The organism is Hyphomonas sp. UBA4494 (assembly GCF_002388935.1).
Classification (GTDB): domain Bacteria; phylum Pseudomonadota; class Alphaproteobacteria; order Caulobacterales; family Hyphomonadaceae; genus Hyphomonas.
In genome coordinates this window covers 73,282-88,663 of the sequence record NZ_DGNK01000013.1, presented here as the reverse complement: position 1 = coordinate 88,663, position 15,382 = coordinate 73,282, and the positions used below count along the sequence as shown (strand labels likewise).

Here is a 15,382-nt window from a genome sequence, read left to right as displayed (position 1 = left end):
TTGCCCCACAAAATGCAAACTCGTTGCACAACAAACGGCGATGAAGCATTTCTCACTTGGATCAAGATTTCTGAAGGATCGCAGCGGTTGGTGTCACTATGTCCGGCGTGTCCCGACCCGCTTCAAAGATCTCGACAGACGCGGCGTGATCCAGGTCGCCCTGCGTACCCGATCTCTGGAAGTTGCCATGATACCCCGCAACGGTCTGGCTGAAGCGGACGAGGCGTTGTGGAGCAGTCTCGCGCTCCAGGCTGAAGATACTGATGAAACAGTCTAAGCTGAAGCCTCAAAGACGGGCCAGGAGTCCACAATTTCTCCGTCTTCGTAAACGGCGATATCCCCGAATTGCAGGAAGACTGCTTCGCTCTGGTGCGGACGAAGAAATACGAACTCGTCTGGCGCGATTTGCAGCTCCGGCCCACCATTCAGCATTTCCTGGTTGGAGGAGCGTCCGAACGTCGAATTGTATTCCAGGCCGGGCGGATCAACCGGGTCGGCGAGCCAGTGGCCTCCATAAATGAATATGGTCTTGCTGTAGTTTGGATCCCACACCCGTTTGGTTTTGTCGGCGAACTCGAGGCCGGGCATCCGTGTTTTGGCGACAGATTTGATGACCGGTGTTGCAATGAAGCTCGCGGGCGTATGGGGCTCCAACAATTCAGTGTCAAAATGCGTTGGCTTCATCAGGCACGACCCTGCAGAGACTTCATTCGCAATCGAAGTGTACTCGTAGTAGCGATAGGTCGGACTGCCTGCTGCGTTTCGGGTGATTTGCTCTATGGCTGCCTTGCCAAACACCTCAGCGGCTTGATCAAGCGCCGCCCTGTATGAACGCCAAGCTCCTGCGAGCGCCTTGTCGCGCCAGCCCAAGCTTGTGGGCAGGCTGGGAATATGCGGTTCGTAACCCATGAAACCCGCAAATTCCAAACTCGGATCCAGTTCTATTTCGTGCAACACGCTCCCCAACTCGGAACCTAGTTCGAAGCCGCCCCTGTGGAGTCCCACATCCAGTTCCAGATTAATATTCAGGGTGCGACCAACATCCTTTGCGAGATCCTGGTACTGCTCAAGTCGCTTCGGAGTATCTATGAGCCATTGGACGCGGCCTGCCGCATCAGAGCGCTCGGGCGGTAGTTTGTGAAAATATTGGCGCGCAGCCTGAATGGGCAGGGGTTTGCCAAGCAACTGGCTGGCTTCGGGCATTTCTGTGCTCAGTGCCAGCAGCATGGGTAAATTGAATGTCATCAACCGATCCGTGCCGGTTCGCTTGCGAATATGGTCAATCAATCGAAGCGATGGCAGGGACTTGGCGACAATACGATATCCCATGCCCTGCGGCAGGTGGTGTTTCAGCGTATCAATATTGGCGTTGAGCCGTGCGCGATCGATCACCAGGGTCGGTGTTGCGATCCCTGCATCGGTGAGAGCTTTTTGCATTTGCAAGAAATAAGGATCTCTTGGTCCGCTCTTGTCACTGGGTTTCGACATGAGAGTTGCTACTCCTGCTAAAGCTGTTCCTCCGATCAAGAGTGTCCTTCTGCTAAGTTCAGGCATTGAAGGGAACTCCAAACACATCGGCGAGATGGGGGTTCAGGAATTTTCCAGTCGGATCGAGCGAACGGCGCAAGTCTGCGAACTTGGTAAAGTCCGGATAGAGAGCTTCCAAATCTTTGCGTTGCAGGCTGTGGTGTTTGCCCCAATGGGGGCGGCCGCCATACATTTTGAAAACTGGTTCGAACTCGCTGAAGAAATAATCATAGGCTTCGTCGACTGCCGCATGGATCGCGATGGATATTCGGGGGCCACCAAGGAACGGGCTAAGCCAGGCATCGTCGGGAGCGGTAAACCGGACCTCCATGGGAAAGAAGACGTGCTTTCGCTGATCCATCATTTTGATGATCTGCCTCAAGGCCTTGAGACCATCGTCCCAAGGGAGGTGATACTCCATCTCATTGAACTTTATCGGGCGGGTCGTGGCCAGGAGCTGGAGTGAGGTATCGGTGACATCTTCAATCGTGCCGCTGGGAAGAGCAGATTGCGCAATGCGTTTTCGCAGCCAGGGCCACCACCCGAATTCATTCCGTAACTGTTTAAGGCCCTCCAACATTTCATCGTCATCGTTGGAAGGTTCCAGACCGGTCGTCTCTCCGTGATGCAGATCGTGAGTGATACTGGCAGCGAGTCCCGTACCTGGAAGATAATAGAATTCGAAATTTCGATATGAGCTGGCACGGGAAAAAGCGTCATCGAGTACGGCATCTATGGGCTCTGCACTGACGATACGCCTCAGATTGAAGGAGGGGATGGTCTCAACCGTGTACTCGCTGATCACGCCCAGCGCACCGAGAGAGACTTTGCCCGCAGAAAACAGATCGGGGTTGGAATCGGCCGTGACGTCCAACAGACTGCCGTCGGCAGTTACCAGTTTGAAGGAGTGGATGTAGTCATGAAGTGCGGTCAGGGTTTGGCCTGTGCCGTGGGTGGCGGTCGAGAAGGATCCCGCGAGTGTTTGGTCGACGATGTCGGGAAGGTTTGGAAAGGCCCGATCAATCTCATTCAATTGGGATGCTGCCTGGAACAGAACGGTTCCAGCGCCAAAGGTCGCGCGCTGAGTTACAGGGTCATAGGCTTTCAAGCCGGCGAGCTGCCCAACATCCAGAATAACTCCTTCACTGGGTACGAGCCCCGAAAAAGAATGGCCGCTGCCTCTTGGGCGGATGTGTCCTAGCGTAGTTCGGATGATTTCCGAAAGTTCGGCAGCTGACGCTGGAGACTGAAACTGTTTGGGCGTAGCAGTTTGCGCGCCTGACCAGTTCCTCCAACTCTCTTCGCCAATAGGTGGCTCAGGATAATCTGGAGCGTAGTCTTCGCGGACATAGTCTCTCGTGCCCCACGCTACGTGTTGAACTATTGGAACGGCAGATACTGCCGTGAGTCCAAGGCCAGCTTGAACCACTCTCCGTCTGGATACTCCCATTGCGCCAACCTCCCCAAAATGGTAGCGATGACTATCGATAGGCAGCCGTCCTTGAACTGTCAATGAAGTACGTTTGAGTGATGACAACGAAGATCGAACCCAACACCACAAGACGATCCGCGCCTAACCAGCAGCGAAGTCGAGACACGCTTGAGCAGATTTTGATCGCCGCGGCTGACTTGATTGAGGAGGTCGGGTTCGAGAAGCTCTCGACAAACATGATCTGTAGACGAGCTGAACTCACGCCGCCGGCATTGTACCGTTACTTCCCGAACAAATATTCGGTCCTGAAAGAACTGGGCGAGCGACTGATGGCTCAGCAGAATATTTTGATGGAGAATTGGAGCCTCGACGCAGGTGACTTGAGCAATCTTGAGGCCGAAATCGAAACGCTACTCTTCGAGACAATACGGGTAACTCGACAGACCAAAGCAGGCGCGTGGATTATGCGGTCCATGCATGCCACGCCTGTATTGGCGGGTGTCAGGGTTGAGTCTCACCGACATGTTGCGCGATTGTTGGCGGAACGGATAATCGAAACACGACCTGATCTTGATCATGGACGTATCCTGCCATCAGCGAGGCTGAGTGTTGAGATCGGGTATGCGGTGGTCGAGATGGTGTTTGATGAACGGTCGATTGATGAAGGCGAGATCCTTCGGCAGACGGCTTCCATGTTGGCCTTCAGTTTGCGACAAGCGATGAGCCATCAAGCTTAGTGCGATAGCTGGCGGCGGACGTCGCCCTTGTGATGTGCTGTTGACCCAAGGTCGAACTCAAATCTCTCAGACGTTATTTGAAGGCGTTGCCGCTCCGTATGCCGATAGCCTTGAAGACCAGTGCGGCCGGACAAAAACCGGTAAAGGCGGCCTGAAACATGTTAAGCCCCGCAAAAGCAGTCAGCAGGAACCAATAGGGGGATACCCAGTATCCCAATGCGAGGCTGATCAGAACGACCAATCCGGCAAAGGCGAGTACGGCACGATCAAGATTCATATCTGTTTCCTTTCGTCAGATACTGTCAGGCGCTGGTTTTCAGAATATTCAGGCTATTCACCCACTGGATGATTGTGGGCGCAGTCATTACACCAGACCGCTGATCAATCACGCTGCCGTCCTGGAACAACAGGAGGGCAGGAATGCCGCGAACATTCAATGCGGCTCCACCTTCCGGATGGGCTTCCGTGTTGAGTTTGAAGAAGCGAAGATTGCCATCAAAGTGCTTTGCGGCCTCAGCAAATGAAGGCGCCATCATCCGACACGGTCCACACCAAGGGGCCCATACATCCAGGAGAAAACTGCCTTCGTCACGGGACATGAGTCGGTTGAGAATCTTCGTGTTGATCTCGACGGGAGCATCGCTCGCAAGGTCACCCTTGCACGATCCACAATGGCCTCTCGCCAAGCTACTCCCTATGGGCGCACGATTTACGGCGCCACATTTGGTGCAAACAATATGCTGGTGATCAGGCATCAGGAATGGTCTTTCAATTTATGAGTCTTCAGCAGACCCAACGCTGCATTTTCATAGAAGGTTTCAGACTGGCCTGTACGCAGCTTGTGTAGGAAATACTTTTCGAATCCCGCCTTGGCCAAGTGTACCCATCCCCCGGAAGCCGACCAGTTAACATTGCGAGGGGGGATCTGGGGCTGCGCAACGAAAGCTACGCCGCCATCGCCGAAGTCAGCGAGACAGATCGCATTCCAGCTCGCCTTGTGTGTTGGCTGGGTTCCTTCGATCAGCTGCGCGATGTTGCGGGCGGTTGCTTCCACCATGGATTCGATCATGAAGCCTGTTTTGGGTACGCCAACTGGCACGGGCGTTTCCCCCATGGGCGGAATCGCGATGCAGACGCCGATACCAAAGATATCCGGCCATTCTGGATTACGCTGGAAGTCGTCCGTAATCACGAAACCCTTGGGGTTCACCAAGCCCTCGACATCACGCACGGCTTCGACCCCCCTGAAAGGTGGCATGAGCATAGTGTACCGGGTCGGCAGTTCATGCGTTTGCTTGACAGAGCCATCTTCGTTCAACTCCTCAACACTTACCATGTCGGCTTCGGCGCCAAGAACTCTGGCGTTGGTTACCCATTTGATATGGCGATTGCGCATCTCGCTTTCGAGCAGACCTTTGGTATCGCCCACACCATCGAGGCCGAGGTGACCGATATAGGGTTCGGGGGTGATAAAGGTGATCGGCACCTGATCGCGAATCTTGCGTTTGCGCAGTTCGGTCTCAATGATCATCGCGGTTTCATAGGCTGGCCCGAAACAGGAAGCCCCTTGTGCCGCTCCAATCACGATTGGGCCCGGGTTCTTGCAAAAGGTCTCAAAGGCCGAGGCTCCTGCTTCGGCATGGTCGATGTGGCAGACCGATTGAGTGTGGCCGTTCGGGCCCAGGCCTTCGACATCATCGAAGGCGAGTTCAGGGCCCGTGGCTATGACCAGATAGTCGTATTCTACCTGCGACCCATCCGGCATACGCACGCATTTGTTCGCGGGATCAACTTTTTCTGCCCTGCCGACAATCAAGTTGACGTTTCGCTTGCGGAGGGGTTTTGCCAAGTCGACCGTGATGTCCTTGCGGTCCCGCCACCCCACCATCACCCAGGGATTGGAGGGTTGGAACTGGTAGTAGTCCGTTTCGCTGATGATCGAAACCTGATGGTCCCGCCCGAGGGTCTTTTTGATTTCGTAGGCGGCGATCAATCCGCCTAGGCCCGCGCCGAGAATTACAATGTTCGCCATGACCAATCCTCCTTGCCGGAAACATGTTGTATATTAGCACTTTCGCAAATACGCAACATTACCTATATAGGTCACGATGGCATTGAGCTAAATCAAAGACCGACTGCGCGAATGCGACGGGTGGCTTGGCAGAGGAAAAAATCATGGCTGATAAATATGACCTGACACCGCAAAGTGTCTTTACAGACCTCAAGGCTGGCAAGATCGTATTGGTGGACGTCCGCGAGCCTGCAGAATTCGCAAACCAACGCATTCATGGCGCATTGCTGCACCCTCTATCCACGTTTGAACCCAAAGCGATTCCTGTGGATGGAAGCAGGCGGATCGTGTTTCAGTGTGGATCTGGCAAACGGTCCAGAATGGCGCTCAACACTTTCATGAAGGAAACAGGCGCAGACGCGGCTCATCTGGCGGGAGGCATCGCGGCCTGGACGTCGGCAGGGCAGCCCTGCATTCGGCTGGACCCGGCGACGGGTGCGATCGTTGACAAGGGAGACTATTGAGATGATCGCCCGACATATCGGTGGTCTCATTGTTGGCTTGGCGCTGAGCATGACTGCCACCGCGCAGACACTGACCATTCAGGAGTCCATCATCACGGATTTTCGTCCGGTTGTGGGGCGTATTGAGGCGAGTGATACAGCTATGGCGCGGTCTCGCCTTCAGGGTGTCATCACACAGTTGAGCATCGATGAGGGCCAAACGGTCAAGGCTGGTGAGGTGCTCGCCTTCGTGGCTGACGACACGATAGCGCCGCAAATCAATGCACTCCAATCTCGCGTCGATGGATTGACGGCGCAAATGACACAACAGGAAGAAGACCTCGCCCGCGCGAGCAAACTGTTAGCAGATGGATTTTATCCCAAAGCCCGGTTCGAGCAGGAAAAGGCCGCTCTGGATGTTGTGAAGGCCAATCGAGCCTCCGCAGAGGAAGAACGCCGCAGTCTGATCGCCCGTCGGGCGGAAGGGTATGTCCGCGCGCCAGTTGACTCACGAGTGACAGATGTACTCGTGGTTGAAGGCAGTGTGGTATCTCCGGGGCAGGTCGTTGCCAACCTCGCGACGCTCGACGGGCTGGTGCGATTGTCCTTGCCGGAGCGGCATCTGAACTTTCTGGCTGAAGGCGGAGAAGTTTCGTTACGCCTGCCCGCGCGCGACAATGACGTGCGCACAGCACGCATTGAGAAGATTTATCCAGCGCTGCGAGACGGTGCAGTGGTCGCGGACGCAGTTGTGGATGGCGGATTGAATGCGCTGGTGGGCGAACGGGCCGATGTGCTCGCCCCGGTGGGTGATCGCCGCGCGATCATTCTGCCACAGGAATACGTCACCACGCGCTATGGAGTAGACTTTGTGCGCGTAAAGGTGGGTGATCGCTTCGTTGAGGCCCCCGTCGTGCTGGCGGAGCCATTGGTTTCCAATGGGGTCTTTGAGGTGCTCTCCGGACTGAGACCGGGCGATGTGGTCACATTGCCGGGAGCGGAGAACTCATGAAGGCCGATGTTTCCGGCTCCATCACCCGAGCCACGATCCGTTCACCGCTAACGCCTCTGGTTCTTCTGGCAGCGCTGGCTGTTGGTCTGATCGCCCTGTTGACTATACCGCGCGAGGAAGAGCCGCAGATATCAGTGCCGATGGTGGACATTCTGGTCCAGTCGCCCGGGCTGCGAGCGGCTGATACGGTCGAGCAGGTCACTGAGCCGCTGGAAGAAATCATCAAGGCGATTCCCGACGTAGAACATGTCTACAGTCAGAGCCGCGATGACGGCGCTATCGTCACGGCGCGGTTCATGGTCGGTACCGATGCCGATGACGCAATTCTGAGAATTCACGAAAAGATTCGCGCCAATATCGACCGCATCCCACCTGAAGTTCAGATGCCGCAAGTCGTGGGGCGCGGTATTGACGATGTTCCCATCGTTACATTGACGCTGTCCCCGGAAACGTGGACCGGAAATGTCTGGAACGATACCAGCCTGCGGATGCTCGCTGATGAGGTTCTAAAAGAACTCTTGAAGGTGGAGGATGTCGGCCTGACTGACGTCATTGGGGGACGTAGTCTCGAGCTCCGTATCGAACCTGACATCGAAGCGCTGTCTTCCTATGGCGTCTCGCTTCAGGCGCTGGTCGATGTGACGGCGCAGGCCGTTCAGGCGCGTCCCATTGGTACGGCTCGCGGCTCTGGCGACTCGATCATCATTCAAGCCGGTGACCGGATTGCCGCCGTGGGCGATCTGGAACGGCTAGAAATTCAAGCTCCCGATGGTCGCATGGTATATCTTTCCGACGTCGCGCGGGTTCGTGTCGCTGGCATTGAGACTGAAGCGCGAGCCTGGACGCTGGAGCGGAGTGCTGAGCGTTCGGAGTTCGAATCATTTCCTGCCGTTACGCTTTCACTGGCGAAACGACCAGGCGCCAACGCGGTGGTCGTTGCGGACCAGATCCTCGAGCGTCTTGAGCTATTGAAACGTGAAATGATACCTGAAGGGGTCCATATTGCCGTCACCCGCAATTATGGTGAAACGGCAAACCACAAGGCGAATGAATTGCTGTTCCATCTTGGGCTAGCGACCGTTTCGATTGTTGTGCTGATCGCGTTTTCCATTGGTTGGCGCGAAGCCTTGGTTACCCTTATTGTCATCCCCACGACCATCCTGCTGACCCTGTTTGCGGCACTGATGATGGGATACACGATCAATCGGGTCAGCCTGTTCGCGCTGATATTCTCAATCGGCATTCTGGTTGATGATGCGATCGTCATGATTGAAAATATCTCCCGGCACTGGGCGATGAAGGACGGTCGAACACGCGCACAGGCCGCCATTGATGCGGTATCGGAAGTGGGAAATCCCACTATTGTGGCTACACTGACCGTTATTGCAGCCCTCTTGCCCATGATGTTCGTGTCGGGACTCATGGGCCCTTACATGGCGCCCATTCCAGCAAACGCGTCGGCCGCCATGCTGTTCTCTTTCTTCGTCGCGGTAGGAATCGCGCCTTGGTTGCTGATGAAGATTGCCGGGCAGGCACCTGTCAGTGGTCATTCGAAGCATGAGGAAACCCGCCTGGGTCGCTTCTACCGATCTGTTGCCGGTCCGATTGTTGCCAGCCGGAAAAATGCCTGGATTTTCCTGGGCCTTGTCGGTGTTGCAACGCTGGCATCACTCACTCTATTTGCCACTAAGGCTGTTACCGTCAAGCTGCTGCCCTTTGACAACAAATCGGAAATTCAGATCGTGCTGGACATGCCCGAAGGCACGACGTTGGAAGAAACTGAACGCACGCTGTTTGCCCTCGCTGCGACGATGTACGATGTAGAGGAAGTTGAATCGGTTCAGGCATATGCTGGCACAGCCGCGCCGTTCAATTTCAATGGGTTGGTACGTCATTATTTCTTGCGCACCGCACCCGAATTGGGGGATTTGCAGGTCAACCTGCTGGAAAAGAGCCACCGAGACCGATCCAGCCATGACATCGCTCTTGTCTTGCGGGACCAGTTACATGTCGTTCCATTGCCCGAAGGGGCGAGTGTGAAAGTGGTGGAAGTGCCGCCCGGTCCGCCAGTCCTTTCGACACTGCTGGCCGAGATATACGGCCCGGATGCCGAAACGCGGCGCAAGACGGCCGATGTGATTGAGCAATTGTTCCGGGACACGGAGTACATTGTCGATGTGGACAATTCCTTCGGAGGACCGCAACCGCGTCTCGTCCTTTCCGTGAATGAGACGATTGCGGCTGATCAGGGCGTCGCTGAGCAGGATATACTGGATTCGCTGGCGTTGATCTATTCGGGTCAGATTGTAGGTGTGGCACCCCGCGGCGAAGGACGTGACCCACTCTCCGTATCGATCCGTCTACCGAAATCTGCGCAGGTCTGGTCCGAGCGCACGGCCAGTTTGCCGGTTCCCATACAGTCGGGCGCGCAAGCTGTCGAACTGGGCACGCTCGTGGACGCCCGGATGGAAGCGGGGTCATCGACGATTTTCCGGAGAGATGGCTACTTCGCTGACATGGTCATGGGTGAGCTCGCCGGTCGGTTCGAGGCGCCGATATATGGCATGCTGGAAATTCAGGATCAGGTAGAAGCGTATGATTGGGAAAGCGCAGGGCTGGAGCAGCCTGCCATCCGACTCTATGGTCAGCCATCTGATGAATCGAAACCTTCCTTGCTCTGGGATGGCGAGTGGGAAATCACCTATGTCACCTTCCGTGACATGGGTGTGGCGTTTGGGGTGGCTCTGGTCGCGATATACATTTTGGTGGTCGCCCAGTTTGGCACGTTCCGGACACCCCTCGTTATCCTGACACCTGTGCCGCTCACTCTTATCGGTATCATGATTGGGCATTGGCTGTTCGGCGCGGCCTTTACGGCGACCTCCATGATTGGCTTTATAGCCCTTGCCGGAATTATTGTTCGAAACTCCATTTTGTTGGTCGACTTCGTTCGGCATGGTCAATTTGCGGACAAGCCATTGAAGGAGGTTCTGCTGGATGCCGGCGCGATCCGTTTCAAACCAATCCTGCTCACGGCCTTGGCGGCGATGGTTGGTGCGGCGGTGATTCTGACAGATCCAATCTTTCAAGGGCTCGCGATTTCGCTTCTTTTCGGGCTTGCCTCCTCAACGGCTCTGACGGTGCTGGTGATTCCGGCCATCTATGTGGCGCTCAAGGGCCCGGATTGGGTGGCGCCAGCGGTTTCTGATGGCAATGATGATCTTTCCACAGAAGGCCGGACGGCATGAGCGGGCCTGCTGACCCACGTCCCGATCCTGATTTGGTTGAGGCGCTGTCAGATCAGGTATCTGAAGTTTGTGCGACACTGCGGGCGATGGCCAACGAGACCCGTCTGCGCATTCTCTGTGAACTGTTTGACGGTGAAATGCCGGTAAACCAGATTGCCGAGGCAGTGAACCAATCGCTATCAGCCGTGTCGCAACATTTGTCGAAATTGAAGGCCGAGGGGCTGGTTGCGTCGCGACGGGACGGTCAGGCGATATTCTACCGTTCGACCGGAGGCGTTGGCACGGCAGTCATAGAGACTTTGTGTAAGTTCTACGACCAGTAATTCCCATGGGAGCCGAGACGGACCTAATGGAGTTGCTTCGTTGCTTCTGACAATCGGTCCAGGATTTCCTGAGGAGCAGAAGATTTTTCGACAACAGCGGCATATCCAGCCTTGAGCGCGCGGTCCTTAAGCGTTGTAGAGTAAAAGCCAGTGATGAGGATTGCGGGTGTCGTATCACCAGCCAGCCTCATTTTCTCGAGAAGATCCACACCATCAAATCGCGGCAGCTTGTAATCGATCAGCAGGCAATCAACTTGCAAACTTGGTTGATTCATCAGGATTTCCATGCCGTTCCGATAGGAATCTACGGCAAACCCGCGCGATCGCAGGAGCATCATGAGGGAGTAGCGTACCTCCTCATCATCCTCGACAAGTGCAACCCTCAGCAGGTCGGGCTGTGAAACGGACTGATTCATTTAGGCGTGGTCTCGATAGTTTCGGAGTCACACATCTATGATCGCAGGAGTATGACGTCTCTAAGTAGACCTACTTAGCGCGCCTCTTTGCGGCCTCGTTCCGCCATGAATGCAACGCGCAGCGCTGCAGACAAACTGTCGGCTTCAAGTTTTTCCATCAGATTTGCACGATGAATCTCTACCGTACGTGGGGAGATCGATAATTTTTCGGCGATGGCCTTGTTGGTCATGCCCTCAACAAGGCAGTCGAGCACCTCGGATTCTCGAGTCGTTAGCCGGGTCAGTTTCGCGACCGCCTCATTTTTCAACCCTCTTTGGGCCTCGTCGTCGGAAATGCGGCTGAAACCGGTTTCGATGGCTTCAAGCAGAGCCTTTTTCTCATAAGGCTTTTCCAGGAATTCGATGGCGCCATTCTTCATGGCCTGAACGGCGACCGATACATCTCCATGCCCGGTGAGCACAATGATGGGCATCTTGTTGCCGCGTTCGGACAAGGCCTGCTGTACAGTCAGGCCATCCATCACCGGCATGCGAACATCCAGAAGTATGCAGGCGGAGTCGTTCGGCTCATATGCGTCCAGGAAGCTCACGCCATCCGGATAGGTCTTCACCGTGTAGCCGGCATGCCGCAGCATGAAGCTGGCGGAATGCCGGATGGCATCATCGTCATCTACGAGGAAAATGGTCTTCGTCATCGCATGCTCACCCTGCCACGTTCGTGGCTACTCTTAAAGTAAACGTAAACGATGCTCCAGCACCAGGTTCGGACGAAACCGCGATCGTGCTGCCATGCGCCTCGATTATGGTTTGGCAAATCGACAAGCCAAGCCCCATGCCACTGGCTTTGGTTGTTTGAAAAGCATCGAATGGGGAATGGAGCAACTCCTCTGAAAGCCCCGGGCCATTGTCCTTGACCTCGATCGTCACTTCCTCGCTGGAAGACTGCGTATAGATCCAGATCTGAGGTGTTTCTGTTCCCGAAAGCGCCTCAATGGCATTCCTGATGAGATTGGCGAACACCTGTCGCAACTGGAGCCTGTCCGCCATGACAATGATCCCGGGATCTTCCATTCGAAGAATTACACGGGTGAGGGGGCCTTCGATGCCGACCTTGGCGATGGCCGCAGCGTCGTCAATCACACCCTTCAGGGGAGCGGGCCTGAGATCGAGTTCCCCGCGTGAGACGTAATCGCGCAACCGGCGAACAATCTGGCCAGCCCGGATTGATTGTTCTGCAGCGGCGGACACCGCTTCCTGAACCATGGCTAGGTCATTCTCGCTCGGTTCATCCAGCAGGTCACGTGCGGCTTCGAGATAGTTTGCGACGGCTGTGAGCGGCTGATTGAGTTCGTGAGCCATGGCGGAGGCCATCGTGCCGACCGCGCTCAGCCGCGAGAAGTTTCCGAGTTCCGCCTGGAGCTCCCCGATACGATGCATGTTGGCCTGTTTCTCGGTGATATCACGGATGAACCCCGTAAACAGCTTGCGGTCGCCAATACTGGCTTCGCCAATCTTCAATTCGACCGGTATGGAATCGCCATTTGCGAGACGCGCTTCAACGATCCGACCAATACCGATGATCTGGCGCTCTCCCGTGGTGAGGTAATTACGGATGTATTGGTCGTGGTGCGCTTGGTCAGATTGAGTCATCAGGCATTTGATGTTCGTACCAACGACATCTTCCGACTTGTAGCCGAACAAGTTTTCAGCCGCCCGGCTGAACGCCATAATGACTCCCGTGTCATCAATCACGATCATGGCATCTGGGACCGACAGCAGGATGGATCTCAGAATCGACTGGAGCGAATCCGAATCCTGAAAGTCGGTATTCTTCAAGCGCCAGAGGTCAGACAGGGGATTCGGCATGATCCCAGCACTGTAGGTGCGGCTGGGCATTTAGGAAAGAACAGACCTCGTGCGGAGACGTGAATGACGCAGGTCGTTCAACAGGAGCGCACCGAAAGCCAACAGCCCGAGCAGAAGCACGTAGCATCCCCAGCAATGCGTCAATTGTGCGCCGGCGCTTTCAATCGGAATAGTCACAGACTTTCCAAAACAGGTCGGCAGGATGAGCGTGGATTGCGCAGAAGCCTGCAAGACCATCTTGGTGATGCCCGCAAACACCAGCGCGGCGGCGGTGGCATAAGAATGAATTCGTTTCACAGGCAAGACCCTCCAATTTCCGCCCTCGTTTAAGAGAGGCGGACGAACTGTCCCATACGGGAAAGCCCCTATACGCGCCGCAAAGCGATCACCGTAATCAGGCCCCATACGACGCAACCGCAACGCTCTGCGGAAGGGGCTAAACAGAATGATGATATCACGAACCAATTCATCGAATGCCAGCGGGGGGAGCATCGCAAGTGTCTCCGCGCTGGTTGCGATCTTCGGGGTGCTCGCCCTGATCATCGCAGGACGCACGATTGATCACGCCATGGGCATCCAGGCGATGACGTTCATCGCGCTGGCCACGGCGTTCCTGGTGGGCACGGGTTTGTGGGCTGGCAATTTGCTCGACCGCAATCCATTCGATGAGTCGCGCTATGAAGACACGCTGGTAAAATATGGTGTGTTCGCGTCCATGTTCTGGGGTATTGCCGGACTATTGGTTGGCGTCATCATCGCGCTTCAACTGACCTTCCCGAACATCTTCTACTTCCCTGAACTGGGATGGACGAATTTTGGGCGATTGCGGCCGTTGCATACCAGCGCCGTGATCTTCGCCTTTGGTGGAAACGTGCTGCTAGCGACAAGCTTTTATGTCGTCCAGCGCACCTGCCGCACGCGCATAGCGGGCGGTATGTGGCCCTGGTTTGTTTTTTGGGGCTACCAGATATTCATTGTGCTTGCGGCGACTGGCTACCTGATGGGGGTGACCCAGTCGAAAGAGTATGCAGAGCCTGAATGGTACGTAGATCTGTGGCTGACGATTGTGTGGGTTGCCTACCTGCTCGTGTTCCTCGGTACGCTGTGGAAGCGCAAAGAGCCGCATATCTATGTAGCGAACTGGTTCTACCTTTCCTTTATCGTGACCATCGCGATGCTTCACATCGTAAACAACTTGTCCATTCCTGTGTCATTGACGGGCACAAAGTCAGTGCAGGTATTTTCGGGTGTTCAGGATGCGATGACGCAATGGTGGTACGGTCACAATGCGGTCGGCTTTTTCCTGACCACAGGCTTCCTCGCCATCATGTATTATTTCATTCCGAAGCGAGTTAATCGACCAGTCTATTCCTACCGGCTGTCCATTGTTCACTTCTGGAGCCTTATCTTCATCTATATCTGGGCGGGGCCGCATCACCTCCATTACACGGCGCTGCCCCAATGGGCGCAAACGCTTGGGATGACCTTCTCGATCATGCTCTGGATGCCCAGCTGGGGCGGCATGATCAACGGCGTCATGACCCTGTCTGGTGCCTGGGACAAGCTGCGCACGGATCCAGTGGTTCGCATGATGGTCGTGTCGTTGGCGTTCTACGGCATGGCGACGTTCGAAGGTCCGCTTATGTCAGTGCGTGCCGTCAACTCACTCAGTCACTATACGGAATGGGGAATCGGGCATGTTCACTCCGGGGCGCTCGGCTGGGTTGGGTATATCAGCTTCGGGGCGCTCTATTGCCTCGTGCCGTGGCTCTACAAGAAGAAGGCTCTGTTCTCGAAGTCTCTTGTCGAATGGCACTTCTGGATCTCCACGATCGGCATCCTGTTCTACATGATCTCCATGTGGTTTGCCGGAATCATGGAAGGCCTGATGTGGCGTGCCTATAACGAGTATGGCTTCCTCGAATACAGCTTCGTGGAAACCGTCGAAGCCAAGCACATCAGCTACATGATCCGTGCGCTGGGCGGCAGCCTTTACTTCAGCGGTGCCTTGATCATGGCCTACAACCTTGTGCGTACCGCACTTGGCCATGGCGCTGCCGAGCCGGTCGAGGCCAAGCCCGACCCATACGCAACTCCCGAACCACGCACGACGCTGGTTCCGGCTGAATAGGAGCGAATCCATGAGTATTCTGAACAAACATGGATTGCTGGAGCGTCACTCGCTTCTGCTCACCATAGGTATCTTGATTGTGGTCTCCATCGGCGGACTGATCCAGATGGCACCGCTTGCCTATATGGACAACACGATCGAGAAAGTGGACGGGATGCGTCCCTACACCCCGCTCG

At 55.5% G+C, this 15,382-nt stretch carries 17 protein-coding genes; 8 read left to right on the top strand and 9 right to left on the bottom strand.

Features of this window, described 5'->3' with window-relative positions:
* Positions 1 to 40: 40 nt before the first annotated feature.
* On the top strand, positions 41 to 277 hold the full coding sequence (locus B2P82_RS05465) for a hypothetical protein (protein ID WP_290479300.1): 237 nt from the start codon (positions 41 to 43) through the stop codon (positions 275 to 277).
* Here the strand turns inward: B2P82_RS05465 and B2P82_RS05460 are convergent.
* Both B2P82_RS05460 and B2P82_RS05455 read right to left on the bottom strand, forming a co-directional pair.
* A complete protein-coding gene (locus B2P82_RS05460) occupies positions 274 to 1,554 on the bottom strand; it encodes an alanine racemase (RefSeq protein ID WP_290495689.1) in 1,281 nt (426 codons plus the stop codon). The genes B2P82_RS05465 and B2P82_RS05460 overlap by 4 nt on opposite strands.
* Positions 1,547 to 2,977, bottom strand: coding sequence for an FAD-linked oxidoreductase, L-gulonolactone oxidase family (locus B2P82_RS05455; protein WP_290495720.1), 1,431 nt, complete (start codon positions 2,975 to 2,977; stop codon positions 1,547 to 1,549). Before B2P82_RS05455 ends, B2P82_RS05460 begins: the two co-directional genes overlap by 8 nt.
* An 80-nt stretch (positions 2,978 to 3,057) precedes the next feature.
* Between B2P82_RS05455 and B2P82_RS05450 the strand changes: the two genes are divergently transcribed.
* Positions 3,058 to 3,696, top strand: coding sequence for a TetR/AcrR family transcriptional regulator (locus tag B2P82_RS05450; RefSeq protein ID WP_051607684.1), 639 nt, complete (start codon positions 3,058 to 3,060; stop codon positions 3,694 to 3,696).
* 73 nt (positions 3,697 to 3,769) lie between these two features.
* Here B2P82_RS05450 and B2P82_RS05445 read toward each other — a convergent pair whose 3' ends face one another.
* The 3 genes from B2P82_RS05445 to B2P82_RS05435 are packed head-to-tail and all read right to left on the bottom strand — an operon-like array spanning position 3,770 to position 5,728.
* Positions 3,770 to 3,973 carry a YgaP family membrane protein gene (locus B2P82_RS05445; protein WP_034813564.1) on the bottom strand — a complete coding sequence of 68 codons (204 nt, stop codon included), beginning with the start codon at positions 3,971 to 3,973 and terminating at the stop codon, positions 3,770 to 3,772.
* 25 nt (positions 3,974 to 3,998) lie between these two features.
* Positions 3,999 to 4,451: a thioredoxin family protein gene (locus B2P82_RS05440; protein ID WP_349678095.1), complete on the bottom strand. Its 453-nt coding sequence runs from the start codon at positions 4,449 to 4,451 to the stop codon at positions 3,999 to 4,001.
* Complete coding sequence (locus B2P82_RS05435; protein ID WP_290495687.1) at positions 4,451 to 5,728, bottom strand: NAD(P)/FAD-dependent oxidoreductase; 1,278 nt, start codon at positions 5,726 to 5,728, stop codon at positions 4,451 to 4,453. The genes B2P82_RS05440 and B2P82_RS05435 overlap by 1 nt, the downstream gene beginning before the upstream one ends.
* A 143-nt stretch (positions 5,729 to 5,871) precedes the next feature.
* Here B2P82_RS05435 and B2P82_RS05430 point away from each other — a divergent pair, with 143 nt between their 5' ends.
* Genes B2P82_RS05430 through B2P82_RS05415 form a run of 4 tightly spaced genes read left to right on the top strand, consistent with a single transcriptional unit; the run spans position 5,872 to position 10,793 of the window.
* Positions 5,872 to 6,231 carry a rhodanese-like domain-containing protein gene (locus B2P82_RS05430; protein WP_290495685.1) on the top strand — a complete coding sequence of 120 codons (360 nt, stop codon included), beginning with the start codon at positions 5,872 to 5,874 and terminating at the stop codon, positions 6,229 to 6,231.
* Between the two features lies 1 nt (position 6,232).
* The gene (locus B2P82_RS05425) at positions 6,233 to 7,222 is read left to right on the top strand and encodes an efflux RND transporter periplasmic adaptor subunit (RefSeq protein ID WP_206992944.1); all 990 of its coding nucleotides are present in this window, start codon (positions 6,233 to 6,235) and stop codon (positions 7,220 to 7,222) included.
* Positions 7,219 to 10,470, top strand: a complete 3,252-nt coding sequence (locus B2P82_RS05420) for an efflux RND transporter permease subunit (protein WP_290495683.1) — start codon at positions 7,219 to 7,221, stop codon at positions 10,468 to 10,470. Before B2P82_RS05425 ends, B2P82_RS05420 begins: the two co-directional genes overlap by 4 nt.
* Positions 10,467 to 10,793: an ArsR/SmtB family transcription factor gene (locus tag B2P82_RS05415; protein ID WP_290495681.1), complete on the top strand. Its 327-nt coding sequence runs from the start codon at positions 10,467 to 10,469 to the stop codon at positions 10,791 to 10,793. The genes B2P82_RS05420 and B2P82_RS05415 overlap by 4 nt, the downstream gene beginning before the upstream one ends.
* Positions 10,794 to 10,816: 23 nt before the next feature.
* Here the strand turns inward: B2P82_RS05415 and B2P82_RS05410 are convergent, their stop codons facing one another.
* The 4 genes from B2P82_RS05410 to B2P82_RS05395 all read right to left on the bottom strand — a co-directional run bounded on the left by B2P82_RS05410 (position 10,817) and on the right by B2P82_RS05395 (position 13,372).
* Positions 10,817 to 11,209 carry a response regulator gene (locus tag B2P82_RS05410; protein ID WP_290495679.1) on the bottom strand — a complete coding sequence of 131 codons (393 nt, stop codon included), beginning with the start codon at positions 11,207 to 11,209 and terminating at the stop codon, positions 10,817 to 10,819.
* Between the two features lie 74 nt (positions 11,210 to 11,283).
* Positions 11,284 to 11,904, bottom strand: coding sequence for a response regulator transcription factor (locus tag B2P82_RS05405; protein ID WP_290495677.1), 621 nt, complete (start codon positions 11,902 to 11,904; stop codon positions 11,284 to 11,286).
* Positions 11,905 to 11,911: 7 nt separating this feature from the next.
* Positions 11,912 to 13,075, bottom strand: a complete 1,164-nt coding sequence (locus B2P82_RS05400) for a PAS domain-containing sensor histidine kinase (RefSeq protein WP_290495675.1) — start codon at positions 13,073 to 13,075, stop codon at positions 11,912 to 11,914.
* 30 nt (positions 13,076 to 13,105) lie between these two features.
* Complete coding sequence (locus B2P82_RS05395) at positions 13,106 to 13,372, bottom strand: hypothetical protein (protein ID WP_290495673.1); 267 nt, start codon at positions 13,370 to 13,372, stop codon at positions 13,106 to 13,108.
* Between the two features lie 151 nt (positions 13,373 to 13,523).
* Here B2P82_RS05395 and ccoN point away from each other — a divergent pair, with 151 nt between their 5' ends.
* Complete coding sequence (ccoN, locus tag B2P82_RS05390) at positions 13,524 to 15,206, top strand: cytochrome-c oxidase, cbb3-type subunit I (protein ID WP_349679730.1); 1,683 nt, start codon at positions 13,524 to 13,526, stop codon at positions 15,204 to 15,206.
* Positions 15,207 to 15,216: 10 nt separating this feature from the next.
* Positions 15,217 to 15,382, top strand: a 166-nt coding sequence (locus B2P82_RS05385) for a cbb3-type cytochrome c oxidase subunit II (protein WP_290495718.1), incomplete at its 3' end; no start/stop codon positions are given.

What these genes read in the sequence shown, in the direction of transcription:
- B2P82_RS05445 (WP_034813564.1), bottom strand. Translation starts at nt 3,973, where the DNA reads ATGAATCTTGATCGTGCCGTACTCGCCTTTGCCGGATTGGTCGTTCTG.
- B2P82_RS05440 (WP_349678095.1), bottom strand. Translation starts at nt 4,451, where the DNA reads ATGCCTGATCACCAGCATATTGTTTGCACCAAATGTGGCGCCGTAAAT.
- B2P82_RS05465 (WP_290479300.1), top strand. Translation starts at nt 41, where the DNA reads ATGAAGCATTTCTCACTTGGATCAAGATTTCTGAAGGATCGCAGCGGT.
- B2P82_RS05425 (WP_206992944.1), top strand. Translation starts at nt 6,233, where the DNA reads ATGATCGCCCGACATATCGGTGGTCTCATTGTTGGCTTGGCGCTGAGC.
- B2P82_RS05415 (WP_290495681.1), top strand. Translation starts at nt 10,467, where the DNA reads ATGAGCGGGCCTGCTGACCCACGTCCCGATCCTGATTTGGTTGAGGCG.
- B2P82_RS05405 (WP_290495677.1), bottom strand. Translation starts at nt 11,904, where the DNA reads ATGACGAAGACCATTTTCCTCGTAGATGACGATGATGCCATCCGGCAT.
- B2P82_RS05460 (WP_290495689.1), bottom strand. Translation starts at nt 1,554, where the DNA reads ATGCCTGAACTTAGCAGAAGGACACTCTTGATCGGAGGAACAGCTTTA.
- B2P82_RS05410 (WP_290495679.1), bottom strand. Translation starts at nt 11,209, where the DNA reads ATGAATCAGTCCGTTTCACAGCCCGACCTGCTGAGGGTTGCACTTGTC.
- B2P82_RS05455 (WP_290495720.1), bottom strand. Translation starts at nt 2,977, where the DNA reads ATGGGAGTATCCAGACGGAGAGTGGTTCAAGCTGGCCTTGGACTCACG.
- B2P82_RS05430 (WP_290495685.1), top strand. Translation starts at nt 5,872, where the DNA reads ATGGCTGATAAATATGACCTGACACCGCAAAGTGTCTTTACAGACCTC.
- B2P82_RS05450 (WP_051607684.1), top strand. Translation starts at nt 3,058, where the DNA reads ATGACAACGAAGATCGAACCCAACACCACAAGACGATCCGCGCCTAAC.
- ccoN (WP_349679730.1), top strand. Translation starts at nt 13,524, where the DNA reads ATGATATCACGAACCAATTCATCGAATGCCAGCGGGGGGAGCATCGCA.
- B2P82_RS05435 (WP_290495687.1), bottom strand. Translation starts at nt 5,728, where the DNA reads ATGGCGAACATTGTAATTCTCGGCGCGGGCCTAGGCGGATTGATCGCC.
- B2P82_RS05420 (WP_290495683.1), top strand. Translation starts at nt 7,219, where the DNA reads ATGAAGGCCGATGTTTCCGGCTCCATCACCCGAGCCACGATCCGTTCA.
- B2P82_RS05400 (WP_290495675.1), bottom strand. Translation starts at nt 13,075, where the DNA reads ATGCCGAATCCCCTGTCTGACCTCTGGCGCTTGAAGAATACCGACTTT.